Below are 17,196 nucleotides of genomic sequence, written 5' to 3' on the forward strand. Positions count from 1 at the left end.
GGGTTAGACCTGATACAACATGCTGTAAAGCAGGTAAGGCGGTGTCACCTTAAATATGTACCTATTTTGAAGCCAGACGTGAAGCTGGAGTGGTGCGTTACCCAAAAATCAAATGCTTATGATCTTCAAGTTTGTTCTACTAACATACTACCATACAAGTATAATATTGTGGAAGCGCTTTATATTGATTTAGTATGATATTACATCGATTTTATTGTGATTTGCTTGAATTTCATTGCATTTTGTCGAAAGAAGTAGTAATATCATATAATAAGTTTAAACGTTTAAACCAACAGACTAATGAATAATGAATTATAGAGGTGAACCCATGGGACAACAAGCACTACATATTTTTCAGAATTGTATTCCTTTATTTCAGGTACTCAGTGATAACCATCGGCAATCGATCCTGCTCATGCTTAGTGAACGAGGCAAGATGACAGTGAATGAAATCACGGAACAATCCAGCTTGTCACGACCTGCCATTTCTCACCATTTGAAGTTACTGCTTGAAAAAGGGCTGATCTCGGTGGAGCAGAAGGGTACACAACGTTATTACTCTGCATCGCTACAATCCTCGGTTGCAATGTTGAAAGAACTCGTTGCGGCTTTGGAAGAAGAGTGCATATAGGCATATGAAAGAGGTTCTTGAATAATCGAGGCGTAATAATCGATTTATAGAAATAAAATCCTTCAACTAAAGTCTAATTGGATTTTATGTGATCAATAGGTTCGTCAGTTTAAACGCTTCGTCATTCTAACTTTAAAGGAGCATGATAACATGAGTACCCTACAAGAAATCAGCAGTCATGAAGTTGAAGAGATTCTACAGCACCAGCATGAATTTTTCCGCTCAGGAGCAACACGCTCTGTAGATTATCGGATTGAACAACTAACTCGTCTGAAACAAGCGATCCAACAATATGAAAGCCAGCTTATTGAAGCACTCTACCAGGATCTAGGTAAAAGCGAGTTCGAATCTTATACCACCGAAGTTGGATTCATGTTAGACAGCATCACACACACGATAAAAAAAGTGAAGAAATGGGTCAAACCGGTCAAAGTAAAAACACAAATGGCCTTGATTGGCTCCAAAAGCTACATTATCCCTGAACCTTATGGCTCAGTACTGATTATTGGACCGTTTAATTATCCATTTCAGCTGTTAATCGAACCGTTAGTAGGTGCCATTGCAGCAGGCAACACAGCTGTGCTTAAAGCATCTGAGAACACACCAGCGGTATCCGCTGTCGTACATGAATTGATTGCTTCAGTGTTTGAAACTTCTTATGTACAAGTTGTAGAAGGGGCGAAGGACACCACCACAGCTCTTATTAATGCGGCATTTGACTATATCTTTTTTACAGGCAGTGTACCTGTAGGTAAGATTGTCATGGAGGCTGCGGCCAAAAACTTGGTTCCTGTTACGTTAGAGCTTGGAGGCAAAAGCCCAGTTATTGTAGATGAGCATGCAGATCTTAAGGTCGCAGCACAGCGCATTATGTGGGGAAAATTACTCAATACCGGTCAGACTTGTATAGCGCCGGATTACCTCCTAGTACATGAACGTGTGAAGGAACAATTGATCACAGAGATGAAGCAAGCGGTGGAGTCCTTCTATGGTTCTGATATCCAGCATAATCGCGATTATGGACGAATCGTAAATAACGCTCATTTCAAGCGGTTAACAACCATTATTGAGCGCGATCAAGCTCAGGTTATATATGGTGGACAGTCGGATGAAGATGATCGTTATATCGAGCCAACCCTCATTGATGTAAGTTCATGGGATGCAGCTAGCATGGAGGACGAGATTTTTGGGCCGATTTTGCCGATTATCACTTACAGACACATCGACGAAGCCATTGCGGGTATTCTCAAGCGCCCGAAACCATTGGCTCTGTACCTGTTCACGACAGACACTCAATTGCAAGACAAGGTCATGTCGGAAGTGTCCTTTGGTGGTGGATGTATTAATGATACCATTACACATGTCGCTAATCCTAGACTGCCATTCGGTGGGGTAGGAAACTCTGGCGTCGGCTCTTATCACGGAAAATTCAGCATTGAGACATTCTCACATTTCAAAAGTGTGCTTAAAAAGAGTACCAAGTTGAATCTTCCTATTCTGTATCCACCTTATGCGGGCAAGCTCAAAACCATTAAGCGGCTGTTAAAATAGTTACTTCTCATTCGCTTGCTCCAATCTGTATTGAGAAGGTGATACACCAGACCAGCGCTTAAATTGACGACTGAAATGAGCAATATCCTTGTAGCCCAGCATCGAGGAAATTTGCTGAATGGATCTTGTCGAATTAACCAGTAACAGCTTCGCTTCATGCAAAACCAATTCGGACAAAACAACGCGCGGCGATTGCCCAAACACTTGCTTGAATACCCGATTGCAATGAGAAGAGCTGATCCCCAATTCTGACGCAATATCATCGATGCCATAGTGCGTATCTGTTTCCCGACCTTGCTTGAATTGTTGACTAACCAAGCCTTGCAGTCGGTTTCGTATTTGATGAGCGAGCTCAATCTTCTCATAGCTGTCTGTAAATGACTGAGCTACTTCTTGTGAGACAGCTTCCCACAAATGACCGAATAGTTCAAATACAGCGGATTGAAGCTGCATACGTTGCACCATTGCACTGGGAGTAGGATGTGGGGCAGTGTTCATTAATTTACGAAGTACAGGCTCGATTTTCTGTGTTACTGGACTATCTGAACTGAACAAAACTTGTTTGATTCGTGCAAGCAGGGAAAGAAACAATTGGTCATCGATATCAAAATGCATGCAGAAATATGTAAAACCTTGATCATTACGACTTTGGCTGGAATGAATGCTACCTGGAGGAATCAGGAGTAATTCGCCAGCCTTTTGTTTGTAAATTTGACCGTTAACCGTCATCCATTGTTCGCCCTGTGTTACATAATTCAATTCGTATTGAGGATGCTCATGTGCCGGATAATCCCAATCTGCAGCAACACTGCGCAAATGGATCGCAAATAGATTGACGGTCGTCTGTACATCCGGGTAAAAGACTTCATGTACACTTTCTCCTAGAAGTGGAGGCAGATAGGTAGAAGACATATTAACTCTCCTTCAATGGTTAGAATAGTTGATTCAGAGGTTACCGTCCTTTTTGAGCATTTACTATAAGATAGAGAGTGAGGCTTTAAGAGTCATTGTAAGCGCTTTATTGTATTGTACTACATTAGCTCGATTTGGGTAAATATCCGATTGATTTGACCATGGTATCTAATTCCACGCCCATGATAGGATGGGGCTAATGAAAACGTATGCATACCATTTGAGAGGGGTCATGTTTCATGAGCGCATCCAAATCTATTTTTTATAATGCCCATCACTCACCCATTGGAGCTTTTGCTAGTTTCACTTTAGGTTATAAGGGAGCGAAGGGTGGACTCGGACTGGAGCTGGGAAAGCCAGCAGATCAGAATATTTATATTGGTGTTCAGTCTAAGGATGGCGAGACATATCAAGCACTTCCTTTTTATGAAGCGACAGAAGACGAGAGTGTCCGATATGACGTGGAGAAACTGGATAGTTCAGATGCAGCGCAGACAGCAGGATCACAGGAAGTTGCGGAATCTACAGCACATTCTGTGCGAGTACAGCAGCCGTTCATTTCGGCTTTTCGAGATGAAGAGATCACTCGTAAGTTCACTTCCGGAACAGATACATGGACAGCAGGAGATCTTACATTCCGCATATACTCACCGGTACGTCCTGTGCCAGAGCCGCTGAAGGGTGAGCGTGAAGCATTAATGGATGCGCTTGTGCCTGCGGTACTGGTTGAGATGACGATTGATAATACGCAGGGACAACAGGCACGCAAAGCGTATTTTGGATATCAAGGCAATGATCCTTATTCAGCAATGAGAATGATTGGTGGCCCAGAAGGCGGCTCTTTAACAGGTGTAGGTCAAGGACGCTTAACCGCGATCATGTCTAAAGATGATGGATTGTGGCCCGCTTTAGGTTTCACATTAGAGAAAATTCTTCAAGAGAAACATGTTGAAAATCTTGCGTTTGGCTTGGGTGGTACGGCTGCATTGTTAATGGAGGTTCCGGCAGGCGAGACACGTACATACCGTTTTGCAGTCTGCTTCTATCGCGGAGGCATTGCTACTTCTGGAATAGATACAACTTATTGGTATACTCGATATTTTGCAAATATTCAGGAAGTAGGGCAGTATGCACTCAATCGGTACAATGAATTGGCATCATCCTGCGAGGAGGCTGATCATCGTCTGGGAACGGCTTCTCTCTCAGAAGATCAGGCTTTCATGCTTGCTCATTCCATCCATAGTTATTATGCAAGCACACAGCTGCTTGACGCTGACGGTGAACCGTTCTGGATCGTTAACGAAGGGGAATATCGCATGATGAATACACTGGATCTGACGGCAGATCAGTTGTATTTCGAATTGGCTCTTAATCCGTGGACTGTGCGGAACGAGCTGGAATGGTTTGTGAAGCGTTATAGTTACACAGATCATGTTCGTTTTCCAGGTGAAGAGAAAGAATACCCGGGTGGCATTACGTTTACACATGATATTGGAGTAGCTAATGTATTTTCTAGACCCGGACATTCAGCCTACGAGCTTGTAGGCATTGACGATTGTTTCTCTCAGATGAGCCATGAGGAATTAGTAAACTGGCTCTGCTGTGCGACGGTTTACATTGAGCAGACGCAGGATCACAGCTTTGTCCAAGACATGTTACCTGTTATTCAAGATTGCTTCCAAAGTATGCTTAACCGAGATCATCCGGAAGAACAGCAACGTAATGGTCTCATGGGGCTGGATAGCACTCGCACCAAAGGCGGAGCAGAGATTACAACCTACGATAGTCTGGACGTATCGCTAGGGCAGTCCCGCAACAATATCTATTTGGCAGGAAAATGCTGGGCCGTTTATGTCGCTCTGGAGAAACTGTTTGCAACAGAGAAACTTGTCGATCTCTCCCTTCAGGCGGGACGCCAAGCTGATCTTTGTGCAGCCAGTGTTGCAGCACAGTTAACAGAGGCTGGCTACATTCCAGCGGTTATCGCGGAGAACAATGATTCTCGGATCATCCCAGCTATTGAAGGTTTGGTATTCCCGTATTTCACAGGATGTGAAGGTGCGCTTGATGTTAATGGCCGTTTCAGCTCATATCTGCAAGCACTGAGAACGCATTTGAACACGGTTCTAGTACCGGGTACCTGTCTATTTGAGGATGGTGGATGGAAGCTCTCTTCTACAAGCAACAATTCATGGCTTAGCAAAATCTATTTATCTCAATTCATTACACGAGAGCTTCTGGGGGTTGTGTGGGACGAATCCGGCAAACAAGCCGATGCAGCTCATGTGAACTGGTTATTGCATCCGGAAGAGTCCTACTGGTGCTGGAGTGACCAGATCCTATCTGGCGTTGCAGTAGGAAGTAAATATTATCCGCGTGGAGTAACATCTATTTTGTGGCTTCTTGAAGGTAAGGGTCATCAATTAGGACGTATTTACGCAAGCAAGGAGGCTGTACAATGAGTCGATCTATCGTTCAGACGGACTTATCTGGTCCACAGTATGATGCATGGCTGTCTTACCGTTCAGGTTCAACTACAAGAGGGGGAGTAGCGAAACATGCTCCTTCCTGGATCCGGCACATTATTGTAAATGAAAAACATGAGATCTTATCTACTGCTGTTGCTGAACTTATACAGGGATTAGAGAATCTATACGGTGTAAAACCAACTATAAATCAAACTCAATCAGCTCAAACGAACTCAGATGCAGCAGCAGGGATATGGCTGGGCACTTGGTCTGGTTCATCCAGTGTAGCTGGACAATTCAGTGAAAGTGAACGTACCTCCGTTCAGGGAGAAGGCTATGCCATTCGTTTTAATGAAGAGCTAGGTCAACTGGTTATTGGAGCTGAATCCGCTCAAGGTGTCCTTTATGGTACGTTTCATGTTCTGAGAGAGCTTACTCTAACCCCAGAAAGTTCGATTGATGCCGAACCTCTGGAGTCTAGATTACGTTACATTGCAGAACAACCACGTAATTCTTTACGGATGATTAACCAGTGGGATAATGTGGATGGCAGTATTGAGCGAGGTTACGCCGGCGAATCCATCTTCTATGAAAAAGGTGAATTCACTCGTGATCTTGGACGGATACGAGATTATGCAAGGCTTCTTGCCTCAACCGGGATCAACGCGATTTCTATCAATAATGTGAACGTACATCAACGTGAGTCATTGTTTCTGACTGAACATTTCTTAGGGGATGTGGCGCGCGTTGCATCTGAATTCAGAGCGTATGGCATTCAACTTTTCCTAAGTATCAATTATGCAAGTCCAATCGAGATCGGTGGGTTGAATACAGCAGATCCTCTTGATGAGCAAGTTCGAGAATGGTGGAATGTGCATACCGCTAAAGTGTATGCTGCCATACCTGACTTTGGAGGTTATTTAGTAAAAGCAGATTCAGAAAATCGACCTGGACCTTTCACATATAATCGTGATCATGCGGATGGTGCCAATATGCTCGCAGAAGCCCTACGTCCATTCGATGGAGTTGTTATCTGGCGCTGCTTCGTCTATAACTGCAAGCAGGATTGGCGTGATCGTTCAACGGATCGCGCACGTGCAGCTTATGATCATTTCACTCCGCTCGATGGCCGCTTTGCGGATAATGTCATTTTACAAATCAAAAATGGCCCAATGGACTTCCAAGTTCGTGAAGCAGTATCTCCACTGTTTGGTGCCATGGAGCAGACGAATCAAGTGATTGAGTTTCAGATTACACAAGAATATACGGGTCAGCAGCGTCATTTGTGTTATCTGGTACCACAATGGAAGGACGTCTTGGATTTTGATACGTATGCCAAAGGCGAAGGGTCTGAGATTAAAAACATTGTCGATGGATCGATGTTCAACAGACCTTATAGTGGCTTTGCAGCCGTTTCGAACATCGGTTCAGATGCTTGCTGGACAGGACACCCACTTGCTCAGGCTAACTTATATGGATATGGAAGGCTGGCTTGGAATCCGGAGTTGTCAGCTGAAGAGATCGCTGAGGAATGGATTCGCCTAACGTTTGGACATGACGAAGAGGTGATTCATACCATCTCAGCCATGTTGTTGAGCTCACTGGACATTTATGAGAACTATACGGCACCTCTGGGGGTAGGCTGGATGGTTAACCCGAATCATCATTATGGTCCTAACGTGGATGGATATGAGTATTCCAAATGGGGGACTTATCACTTTGCCGATTGCGAAGGCATCGGTGTGGATCGCACAGTGCGTAGTGGTACGGGATACACCTCGCAGTACCACCAGGAGAACACGGACAAGTTTGAATCCCTTGAACAGTGTCCGGATGAATTGATATTATTTTTCCATCATGTACCTTATACACATGTGCTTCACTCCGGCAAAACGGTCATACAACATATTTATGATACTCACTTTGAAGGAGCAACGCAGGCGGAAGAGCTGGCTAATCAATGGAGAAGTCTTGAGGGCAAAATTGATGCAATCATATACGACAAGGTTGCTGCATTGCAGGAGGAACAGGCTGAACATTCGAAAGAATGGCGAGACATGATTAATACTTACTTTTATCGTAAAAGCGGCATCAATGATGAACAGGGCAGAACGATTTATTAACGTTAAATAGAACCTATACCTTAGAGATCATTCGTGTATGGACAGAAGAAGGAGGCGCAGCATGAGACAACATTCCATTCCAGAGACAATGAAGGCAGCTGTTATGAAGGAACCAGGTCACATCCACATTGAACAGCAAGCAGTTCCCGTACCTAAGGCAGATGAAGTACTCATTCAAGTCATGGCTGTAGGTGTATGTGGGTCTGACGTACACTATTTTGAGCATGGTCGGATTGGTCGATTCGTTGTGGAAAAGCCGATCATACTAGGTCATGAATGTGCAGGAATCGTGGCAGCCGTTGGTTCTAGCGTGACTGGGCTTAAACAAGGAGACCGAGTAGCCGTCGAGCCTGGGGTGACTTGTGGCCGGTGTTTGGCTTGTAAGGAGGGGCGCTATAATTTGTGTCCAGATGTGCAATTCTTGGCGACACCTCCTGTTGATGGAGCATTTGTTCAGTACATGACGATACGTGAAGATATGGCATTTCCGATCCCAGATCATCTTTCGTTCGAAGAAGCAGCCTTGAACGAACCATTCTCGGTGGGTATTCATGCCGCGCGTCGGAGTAAGCTTGCTCCGGGAACAACGTTAGCCATCATGGGGATGGGGCCTGTTGGTTTAATGGCTGTAGCCGCGGCGAAGTCGTTCGGAGTGGAGCAAATTATTGTGACAGATTTAGAAGAGGTTCGACTTGAGGCTGCACGCCGACTCGGAGCTATGCATACGATCAATGTTCGAAATGAAGATGCTCTTCCAATCATTCGTGGACTCACGAATGGTCAAGGTGTTGATACTGCGTGGGAAACTGCGGGCAATCCCAAAGCACTACAGACAGCGCTATATTCACTACGGCGTGGAGGGAAGCTTGCCATTGTGGGTTTACCTGCACAAGACGAAATTGCACTGAATGTTCCTTTTATTGCGGATAATGAGGTGGATATATACGGGATATTCCGCTATGCGAATACGTATAGTGCAGGAATTGAATTCCTGAGCTCTGGTCAGCATGACGTGATGACACTGATTACCGATCGTTATAGCCTGGAGGACACGCAGCAGGCGATGGAGCGGGCTTTGCATAACAAAAGCGGAAGTCTTAAAGTGATGGTTTACCCTAATGGAATGCAGTAAAATAACCCATTCTTGATAGGTCATTCGAACGAACAGCGATTCTTAGACATCCGCTGCTGTTAAGCCCCACCCTGTGGGGCTTATTTTTTTATTTTGCAGTCATAATAAGCTATACAAGCCCATATAAAGTGGTATAATTCTTGGAAGATTTTAATAATTACGCGAGAAAATAGAGGACAGAAATCGCATGAAGATGCAACGCGTTCGACTGGAAGCTTTCTATACGAAGGCTACATCGGAATAGCAAGTGTAATGTTGTTCGATTTATTGAGCGAAAGGATATGAAGGTTGTGAGAACACATGAATTTACGATTCACACAGATTTTCACCGGGATGATCTGATGTCTGTATCTTCTCAAGCATCACGCTTTGCCTCCGATATTTCAATGTCGTTTTTGGATGCTGATTATGAACGTCGAGTTGATGTTAAAAGCTTGCTCGGGATGGCTCTTCTTCCTATAAAGCAAGGGAGCATTGTCAGATTGCAAACCAGAGGTTGGGATGAACTTGAGGCTCTAGAGTACATGTTAGATGTGCTGGAGAAAAGAAGGAAGTAGCTCTAGAAGAGGTGGAAATGACGCCGAATTGTAACTTTTTTAATGTTTGTTCAATTCCTGCTGGTGCTTCTTGCAAAAAAAGAGTATAATAAAATTTAGTTTGATTCTAGGAAGTACCCATTTTAAAGGAGTGTAAATAGATATGCCAAAAGCTGATATCCATCCAAAGACACAAATCGTAATTTTCTACGATGCAAGCGCTGATTACAAATTCCTGAGTTCTTCGACTAAATTCTCGAACGAAACAATGGAATGGGAAGATGGTAACACTTACCCAGTAATCCGTGTGGACACTAGCTCCGCATCCCACCCGTTCTTCACTGGTAAACAAAGAAACGTGGACATCGGTGGTCGTGTTGACAAGTTCAACCGTAAATACAACCTCAAAAACTAGTCTGTCCATAGATTGCATGAAAGCCTTGAGAATTCGTTCTCAAGGCTTTTTTGTTTCTATTGAGAACTATATGTAGATATTAGCCATATGTGCGGTCAGACGAACTTTAGACATGATTCTGCATATTTAGGATTGCGCTTACATCACATTCAAGGGTACACTAAGAAACAGAGCAAGATCATATTGAAGGAGGACATTGACATGAGTAGCATTACACATATGGTAACTTTTACACTTTACGTGGGCAAGGATACGCCAGAGGCAGAGAGCTTTTTACAAGAAAGCCAAACGGCATTAGCTGCTATCCCAGGTGTGGAGCAGTTTCAAGTGTTTCGCCAAGTGAGCGAGAAAAATGAATTCGATTACAGCTTTTCGATGGTTTTTGCGAATCAAGCGGCATATGATGCTTACAACAACCATCCGGTTCATGTCCAATATGTAGCTGAACGCTGGGAAAAAGAAGTAAGTCGTTTCCAAGAAATTGATCTGATTCAACATACATCATAAATCAAAATCATAGTTGTTCAAACGGGAGTTTCGAAATCGTTTTCCATAAAGGTAGGTGTTCATGTTGAAACAGTTGGATCTTACAGGAAAAACGGCGTTGGTTACTGGAGCAACGGGTCAATTAGGAAGGGTTATTGCACGTACTCTTGCTGATTGTGGTGCGAATATTGCCCTGCATTACATAAATAATGAGGCCAAGGCTCAGGAACTTCAACGTGAGATTGAGAGTATAGGTAAACAAGCGGTTATTGTTCAAGGTGACATCACCAGACCAGAGACGGCTCCACGGTTGCAAGAACAAATTCAATCTAGCTTAGGTGGAGTAGATATCGTTGTAGCGAATGCTGTCATTCAATATGCGTGGACAACGGTATTAGAACAGGCACCTGAAGATTACCTCGGACAATTCGAGTCTTGTGTAATGCAGAGCGTTTACCTAGCCAAAGCCTTTATTCCTTATATGAAAGAGGTTAAAGGTGGGCGTTTTATAGGCATCAACACCGAATGCGCAATGCAAAATTTCGAGACTCAGTCCGCCTATACTGCGGGTAAACGTGGAATGGATGGCTTGTATCGTGTACTGGCAAAAGAGGTCGGTGAATATCAGATCACTGTTAATCAGGTGGCTCCTGGCTGGACGATTAGTGAACGTGATCGTTCTAGTGAACCTGGACATGATGAAGGCTATACACGTACTGTGCCATTGAAGCGAAGAGGGGAAGATCAAGAAATCGCTAATGCGGTTGCTTTTCTTGCATCCGATCTCTCTTCGTTTATTACGGGAGCTTACATACCAGTTAATGGCGGTAATGTTATGCCCGCGATCTAATACATCTTTTAATCCGTACAACAGTTAAATAGAGCATTTCGACCTGAAATCCGTTTGTCCTATGACAGACGGATTTTTCTTTTTGTATTCATGTAGACTATATCTATACATACATATGAATTTGATTCGATATTCAAAACATTGGGGTATAAGAATAGGTATATTCATAAAGTGGAAGCCTAACTCAAAATAAGCAATTAAAGGAGATCATCATGAAGAAAACAATCGCAGACGTTCTTGTCGAAGCTCTATTAAATGCCGGCATCAAGCGGATCTATGGCATTGTCGGTGACTCTCTTAATGCTGTCCTGGATTCGATTCGTCGTTCGGGTAAAATTGAATGGATCCATGTTCGGCATGAAGAAGTTGCCGCTTTTGCAGCCGGTGCAGATGCCGAAGTAAGCGGTAGTATTGCTGTGTGTGCAGGTAGTAGCGGCCCGGGAAACACACATCTAATCAATGGTTTATACGATTGTCATCGAAACCGCGTACCAGTACTGGCTATCGCTGCTCATATTCCGAGCGACGAGATCGGGAGTGAATACTTTCAGGCTACTCATCCAGAATATCTGTTCCAAGAGTGTAGTCACTATTGTGAAGTCATTACAACAGCCAAACAGATGCCTCGTTCATTAACGATGGCCATTCAAACGGCAGTAGCTCGTTCAGGTGTTTCGGTCGTTGTGTTACCTGGGGATGTTGCGGCGCTAGAAGCGGCAGATCTTCCTGTTCCTGAACATGTATACCATCCAACTAATCCTGTCGTGCATCCTTCTGAGCCTGAACTAATCAAGCTTGCGGAATATCTGAATCAAGACAAAAAAATCACATTGCTGTGTGGAGCCGGTTGTGCAGGTGCTCGTGTACCTCTAATGGAGCTATGTGAACGTCTCAAATCACCCATGGTCATTGCGCTGCGAGGTAAAGAATATCTTGAATATGATAATCCGTACTCTGTAGGATTAACGGGTCTAATCGGATATTCGTCTGGCTACCATGCGATGATGGATTGTGATGTGTTATTGATGTTGGGGACGGATTTCCCTTATCGTCAATTTTACCCTGAGGATGCTACGGTATTACAGGTCGACATTCAGGCCTCACATCTTGGGCGGCGTACGAAGCTCGACTTCGGTGTCTGTGGTGATGTGAAATCAACAATCGAAGCCTTGATGCCATATTTAACAAAAGAGCATTCTGATAAACACTTGAAGAAAAGTGTTGATCGTTATATCAAAGTACGTAAAGAACTGGACGAACTAGCCACCGGCAAACCAGGTAAAACGCCAATCCATCCCCAATACTTAACAAAAATCATTAGTGATGCTGCTGCTGAGAACGCAATATTCACCTGTGATGTAGGCACGCCTACGGTGTGGGCTGCTCGATATATTGAAATGAGCCGTAATCGCAGGCTGCTTGGTTCATTTAATCACGGCACAATGGCTAATGCGCTGCCTCAAGCGATTGGTGCTCAAGTTGCAAATCCAGGTAGACAGGTCATCTCACTCTCTGGAGATGGTGGTATTGCAATGCTTATGGGCGATCTGTTAACGCTGAAGCAGCATAACCTACCAATTAATGTGGTTGTATTCAACAACGGTGCACTAAGTTTTGTTGAACTGGAGATGAAGGCTGCTGGTTTTTTAGAATCGGGAACAGAACTTGTGAATCCTAACTTTGCTATGGTCGCTCAGGCCATGGGGATAGAGGGCATCCGAGTGGAAGACCCAGCGGAGCTGGAGGGAGCAGTCGAGCGTGCACTTCAGCATGATGGACCTGTCCTGATTGACGTTGTCGTTAATCGTCAGGAGCTCTCGTTGCCTCCGAAGATTAATATTAAACAGGCTGAAGGATTCACGTTGTGGATGATGAAAGCTGTACTCAATGGTCGAGGCGATGAGCTGATTGAACTAGCTAAGACTAATTTGATACGGTAAGCAAGATAACACGTTTAGAGTTAAGATAACTGCCCTAGCTGAGAGCTAAACAACTCTATTTCTAGAATCATATTCTTTGTTCCACTTTCCACTTTTTGAAGTATTATAGGACAGATTCACGTGTAAACAAGGGAGTCAGCTATGCCTCATATGAGGACGGCACTCCTTGTTCAATCACGTTGTACACATCCACATTATCGTGCATCATATTATTTAAAATTGTTTTTATTTTCTAAGTCCTATAAAATAAATAGTGTCAGATACGATTATGTGTCTTTTGACATACATATGTTGCATGATGTGTTACTAGCTGCTTCATTATTCATTTATTGGATCCAACGACGAGAGAATACACACACATGGAGGAGATCAGAATGAGTCATACAGGAAAAGTAGCCATTATCACTGGAGCAGGAAGTGGATTGGGACAGGCAGCCGCATTGAAGCTCGCTGAGAAGGGCGCATCTATTGTGGTCGTTGATCTAGTTGAAGCAACAGGCCAAGAAACAGTTAAACAGATTGAGGCGTTAGGTGGCAAAGCTATTTTTGTTCAAGCCGATGTAAGTAAGGCAGTAGATGTGGAAAACTACGTGAAGAAGACAGTCGAGGAATTCGGACGAATTGATATGTTCTTCAACAATGCGGGTATTTCAGGACCGGGTGTCAAATTAATCGAACATACCATTGAGCAATTTGATCAAATTATCGATATTAACCTGAGAAGTGTATTTTACGGATTGAAATATGTGATTACTGAAATGCTCAAAACAGGCGGAGGTGCAATTCTCAACACTGCCTCTACAGCAGGAATTGTAGGCGTTCAAGCCGTTGCTCCTTATGCAGCAACGAAGCATGGTGTTGTTGGATTAACGCGTACAGCTGCAATCGAATATGGCAAAGATAACATTCGTGTTAATGCGATCGCCCCGGGTACGATTGAAACCCCTATGGTTGTTCAGTTTGGTAAGGATAATCCGGAAGTGTTCAAAGCAACCGTTGATAGTATCCCATCCGGACGTTTAGGTAAACCGGAAGAAATTGCGAATCTGGTTGCGTTCCTGCTTGGTGACGAAGCCCCATATATTAATGGTGCTGTATATCCAATTGATGGTGCCGTAACTGCGCAGTAATATCGAATAGTAACCTTACGCGTACTAGGCTAGGCAAACATAATAAGGAAGTATACAAAAAGGCATCTGTCTGAAGACAGTGCCTCTTTGTGTTATCCCCCTAGCCGATGTGAAACTTACGTAACTGCTGAGAGATATGAGATTAAGTATTAACGATCCAAGGATTCTACATAATCTTTGGCTTCTTTAAGAGATAATCCTCTAGCTTCACGGAGTCGCTTGATGGCCTTAATTTTCTGATCCTTCTGAAGCAGGGAGAGCAGCTCCTGATCTAATTCAGATGGCGGTGTGTCTATTGTCGAAGACGAAGCGGTAAAAGACGTTGACGAAGCGTATTGCTGGGATGAGGATGAAGTTAAAGGAACCGAAGCATTTGACGGCATACGGGCGCCATTCTCCAAACGCTCGACATCTCTTTTTAATTCATTCAGCTGTCGCTGTAAGCTTGCCATCCGGACTAGCGAAATTAACATAAATAACAAAAATACGATAAATATCATTGTGTTCATTTCCATGATGTTGAGCCTCACTTTCAGTTAAAACAATTTGGTTAGAGTTGTAACGGAATCTCCTTCACACCCCGGACAATCATCCCAGGTCTCCATTCAAGCTGATCCACGTCAGCTTGAAGTTGCATATTAGGGAATCGACGTAGGAGTGTCATCACAGCGATCTCCCCCTCTAGACGGGCTAGTGGAGCTCCCAGACAGAGATGAATTCCTTTTCCAAAAGCTAAATGAGGACTTTTCTCACGCGTGATGTCGAATACGTCTGCATCTGGAAATTGTTGCTCGTCCCGATTAGCAGAGTCCAAAGCAACGATAACCAATTCGCCCTGGCTAACATGCTGATCTCTGAATTGAATATCCTCTAGTGCCCAGCGCGATGTGCTAAATTCAACAGGTCCGTTGTAACGGAGCATTTCTTCAATGGCTTGATGAATTAACTCGGGTTGTTCAATGAGAAGATCTCGCTGGCTCGGGTGCTCTAATAAAGCTAGGATACCATTGCCAATCAGATTAACCGTTGTCTCGTGACCAGCAATAATTAGCAGCGCAACAACGCCTAACAGCTCGTTCTCTGTTAACTTCTCACCAGCTTCTTCTGCAACGACTAATTGACTGATGAGATCATCCCCAGGCTCTTTACGAACCTTATCAAACCAAGCATTTAGATATTCAATAAACTCTTGGGCATGCTGTTCAAACATCTCGGCGTGCTCAGAACTCGTAGCATCAATGATCGTGTTAGACCACATCCGGAATTTATCCTGATCTTCTAGTGGTACACCAAGTATTTCACTAATTACGATGATGGGTAGCGGAAAAGCATAATCATCAATCAGGTTCATTTGATCCTTGGACTCTAGTTGATCCAGTAGATTGTCTGCAATAGTTTGAATATGATCTCTCATTCCTGCAATCCATTTAGGGGTGAACGCTTTCTGCACAAGTCCACGTAAACGGCGATGATCTGGTGGATCGGAGAATAACATATTATTGACAAAAATGCTCTGATTCTCAGCTCCATATCGTTTGGCAACGTCCTTACTCAGTCGTGAATCTTTCAGTATCTCAACAGCATCCTCATATCGCGTAATGATCCAGCCGAATTCACCACTCGGGAACATTACTTTATAGATCGGATTGTTCTTTCTTAGATTTTCATATACGGGATAAGGGTTCTGCGTAAATTCTTTGGTGAAAAACTCTGGCTGGGAAGATTCATTCATGTTCAATGGGTAAATCTCCTTTCATCTAAGAGCTTGAAATATGATATTCTTGTTTAAGGAATTACAGGGAACTTTTGTGGGTTCATACATAAAGTTTGATTCATGTATATATTCCATATCGAAATGCTGAAACCTGTCTTCAACGATAAAAATGTAACGGAGGCGAAGTGTGCATGTCTAATCCTCAATTACCACTGCATCATCATCATATCCCTGCAAGTCCCCTTGTCCTGGGCTGTATGCGGTTTGGAGGCGAGTGGGATGGACTCCCGATTACCGATGAATTAGTCTACGAGGGACACCAGGCTGTGGAAGCTGCTCTTGAGATTGGCATTAATCATTATGATCTGGCGGATATTTATACACGAGGCAAGGCGGAGCATGTGTTTGGACGTATATTAGCAGAATCAGCAGGCTTAAGGGAACAGATCATCATTCAATCCAAATGCGGCATACGTCTTGTTGGAGATGATGATGGCCCACAACGTTATGATTCGTCAGGTTCACATATCCTCGCCAGTGTGGATGGTATCCTTCAACGTTTAGGTGTCGATTATTTGGATATCTTACTGTTACACCGTCCAGACCCGCTTGCACACCCGCAAGAGGTTGCGGAAGCCTTGGCTAAACTTCATCATTCCGGAAAGGTAAGGCACTTCGGTGTTTCCAACATGGGCTCAGAGCAGATTCGTCTCCTGCAGTCCTATAGCAACGTGCCTTTTATCGTGAATCAGCTTGAGATGAGCTTAGATAAAATTGGATTTGTCGAGGCTGGCGTGACCGTGAATCGTCCTCAAGCACTCCATAATGTATTCCCTTATGGAACAATGGAGTTCTGCCAATCGGAGCATATACAGCTCCAAGCTTGGGGTGCAATTGCTCAGGGACGTTTTACAGGAAGAGTCGTTGATGGCCAAAGACCAGAGATCGAAGCTACAGCCCAAATCGTTGAACGTATGGCGAAGGAACGTGGCGTTACAGCTGAGTCTATTGTACTTTCCTGGTTAATGAAACACCCTGCGGGTATTCAGCCTATTATCGGCTCGATCCGACCAGAGCGTATCAGAGCCTGTAAGGATGCGGTTCAAACCGAACTAACTCGCTACGAGTGGTATGAGTTATATTCGGCTTCTTGTGGACGGCGAATGTAGAACGTAGAGTGAACGATAGAGAATTTCGTGAGCACAGGTTATTGCCTGTGCTTTTTTGCTGGATTGACGTTCATATTTACACTCTTACCCATGTCCATGGACTTATATAAAAAGCCTGATATGAAGGACGTTACAACCA

At 43.9% G+C, this 17,196-nt stretch carries 15 protein-coding genes; 12 read left to right on the forward strand and 3 right to left on the reverse strand.

Annotated features, from left to right (window positions below):
• Window positions 1-328: 328 nt before the first annotated feature.
• Window positions 329-631: an ArsR/SmtB family transcription factor gene (locus MH215_RS22205; RefSeq protein ID WP_056691371.1), complete on the forward strand. Its 303-nt coding sequence runs from the start codon at window positions 329-331 to the stop codon at window positions 629-631.
• A gap of 150 nt (window positions 632-781) precedes the next feature.
• On the forward strand, window positions 782-2,182 hold the full coding sequence (locus MH215_RS22210) for an aldehyde dehydrogenase (protein ID WP_239293357.1): 1,401 nt from the start codon (window positions 782-784) through the stop codon (window positions 2,180-2,182).
• Here the strand turns inward: MH215_RS22210 and MH215_RS22215 are convergent, their stop codons facing one another.
• Window positions 2,183-3,094 carry an AraC family transcriptional regulator gene (locus MH215_RS22215; RefSeq protein ID WP_239293358.1) on the reverse strand — a complete coding sequence of 304 codons (912 nt, stop codon included), beginning with the start codon at window positions 3,092-3,094 and terminating at the stop codon, window positions 2,183-2,185.
• Window positions 3,095-3,333: 239 nt separating this feature from the next.
• Between MH215_RS22215 and MH215_RS22220 the strand changes: the two genes are divergently transcribed.
• From MH215_RS22220 to MH215_RS22260, 9 genes are all read left to right on the forward strand, one after another.
• Window positions 3,334-5,556 carry a glycoside hydrolase family 52 protein gene (locus tag MH215_RS22220; protein WP_239293359.1) on the forward strand — a complete coding sequence of 741 codons (2,223 nt, stop codon included), beginning with the start codon at window positions 3,334-3,336 and terminating at the stop codon, window positions 5,554-5,556.
• Window positions 5,553-7,685, forward strand: a complete 2,133-nt coding sequence (locus tag MH215_RS22225) for an alpha-glucuronidase family glycosyl hydrolase (protein WP_239293360.1) — start codon at window positions 5,553-5,555, stop codon at window positions 7,683-7,685. The genes MH215_RS22220 and MH215_RS22225 overlap by 4 nt, the downstream gene beginning before the upstream one ends.
• A 61-nt stretch (window positions 7,686-7,746) precedes the next feature.
• Entirely contained in the window at window positions 7,747-8,817 is a 1,071-nt protein-coding gene (locus MH215_RS22230) for an NAD(P)-dependent alcohol dehydrogenase (protein WP_239293361.1), read from the forward strand.
• A 290-nt stretch (window positions 8,818-9,107) separates the two neighbouring features.
• Window positions 9,108-9,374, forward strand: coding sequence for an HPr family phosphocarrier protein (locus MH215_RS22235; RefSeq protein WP_056692525.1), 267 nt, complete (start codon window positions 9,108-9,110; stop codon window positions 9,372-9,374).
• A gap of 142 nt (window positions 9,375-9,516) precedes the next feature.
• Window positions 9,517-9,768 (forward strand): type B 50S ribosomal protein L31, encoded by a 252-nt coding sequence (locus MH215_RS22240; protein ID WP_056691355.1) that lies wholly within the window; start codon window positions 9,517-9,519, stop codon window positions 9,766-9,768.
• Between the two features lie 201 nt (window positions 9,769-9,969).
• Window positions 9,970-10,275 carry a Dabb family protein gene (locus MH215_RS22245; RefSeq protein ID WP_174715295.1) on the forward strand — a complete coding sequence of 102 codons (306 nt, stop codon included), beginning with the start codon at window positions 9,970-9,972 and terminating at the stop codon, window positions 10,273-10,275.
• A 61-nt stretch (window positions 10,276-10,336) separates the two neighbouring features.
• Window positions 10,337-11,104, forward strand: coding sequence for an SDR family NAD(P)-dependent oxidoreductase (locus tag MH215_RS22250; RefSeq protein ID WP_239293362.1), 768 nt, complete (start codon window positions 10,337-10,339; stop codon window positions 11,102-11,104).
• Window positions 11,105-11,316: 212 nt separating this feature from the next.
• Window positions 11,317-13,044, forward strand: coding sequence for a ubiquinone-dependent pyruvate dehydrogenase (poxB, locus tag MH215_RS22255; protein WP_239293363.1), 1,728 nt, complete (start codon window positions 11,317-11,319; stop codon window positions 13,042-13,044).
• Between the two features lie 374 nt (window positions 13,045-13,418).
• Window positions 13,419-14,174, forward strand: coding sequence for an SDR family NAD(P)-dependent oxidoreductase (locus tag MH215_RS22260; RefSeq protein WP_128102183.1), 756 nt, complete (start codon window positions 13,419-13,421; stop codon window positions 14,172-14,174).
• Between the two features lie 149 nt (window positions 14,175-14,323).
• On the opposite strand, the gene MH215_RS22265 is transcribed toward MH215_RS22260, so the two are convergent.
• Together MH215_RS22265 and MH215_RS22270 are read right to left on the reverse strand one after the other, a co-directional pair.
• Entirely contained in the window at window positions 14,324-14,689 is a 366-nt protein-coding gene (locus tag MH215_RS22265) for a ribosomal protein L7/L12 (protein ID WP_186380914.1), read from the reverse strand.
• 35 nt (window positions 14,690-14,724) lie between these two features.
• On the reverse strand, window positions 14,725-15,912 hold the full coding sequence (locus MH215_RS22270) for a cytochrome P450 family protein (RefSeq protein ID WP_239293364.1): 1,188 nt from the start codon (window positions 15,910-15,912) through the stop codon (window positions 14,725-14,727).
• 167 nt (window positions 15,913-16,079) lie between these two features.
• On the opposite strand from MH215_RS22270, the gene MH215_RS22275 reads away from it, so the two are divergent.
• The gene (locus tag MH215_RS22275; protein WP_239293365.1) at window positions 16,080-17,057 is read left to right on the forward strand and encodes an aldo/keto reductase; all 978 of its coding nucleotides are present in this window, start codon (window positions 16,080-16,082) and stop codon (window positions 17,055-17,057) included.
• Window positions 17,058-17,196: the final 139 nt, after the last annotated feature.

The sequence above is a fragment of the Paenibacillus sp. ACRSA genome, assembly GCF_022346845.1.
Classification (GTDB): domain Bacteria; phylum Bacillota; class Bacilli; order Paenibacillales; family Paenibacillaceae; genus Paenibacillus.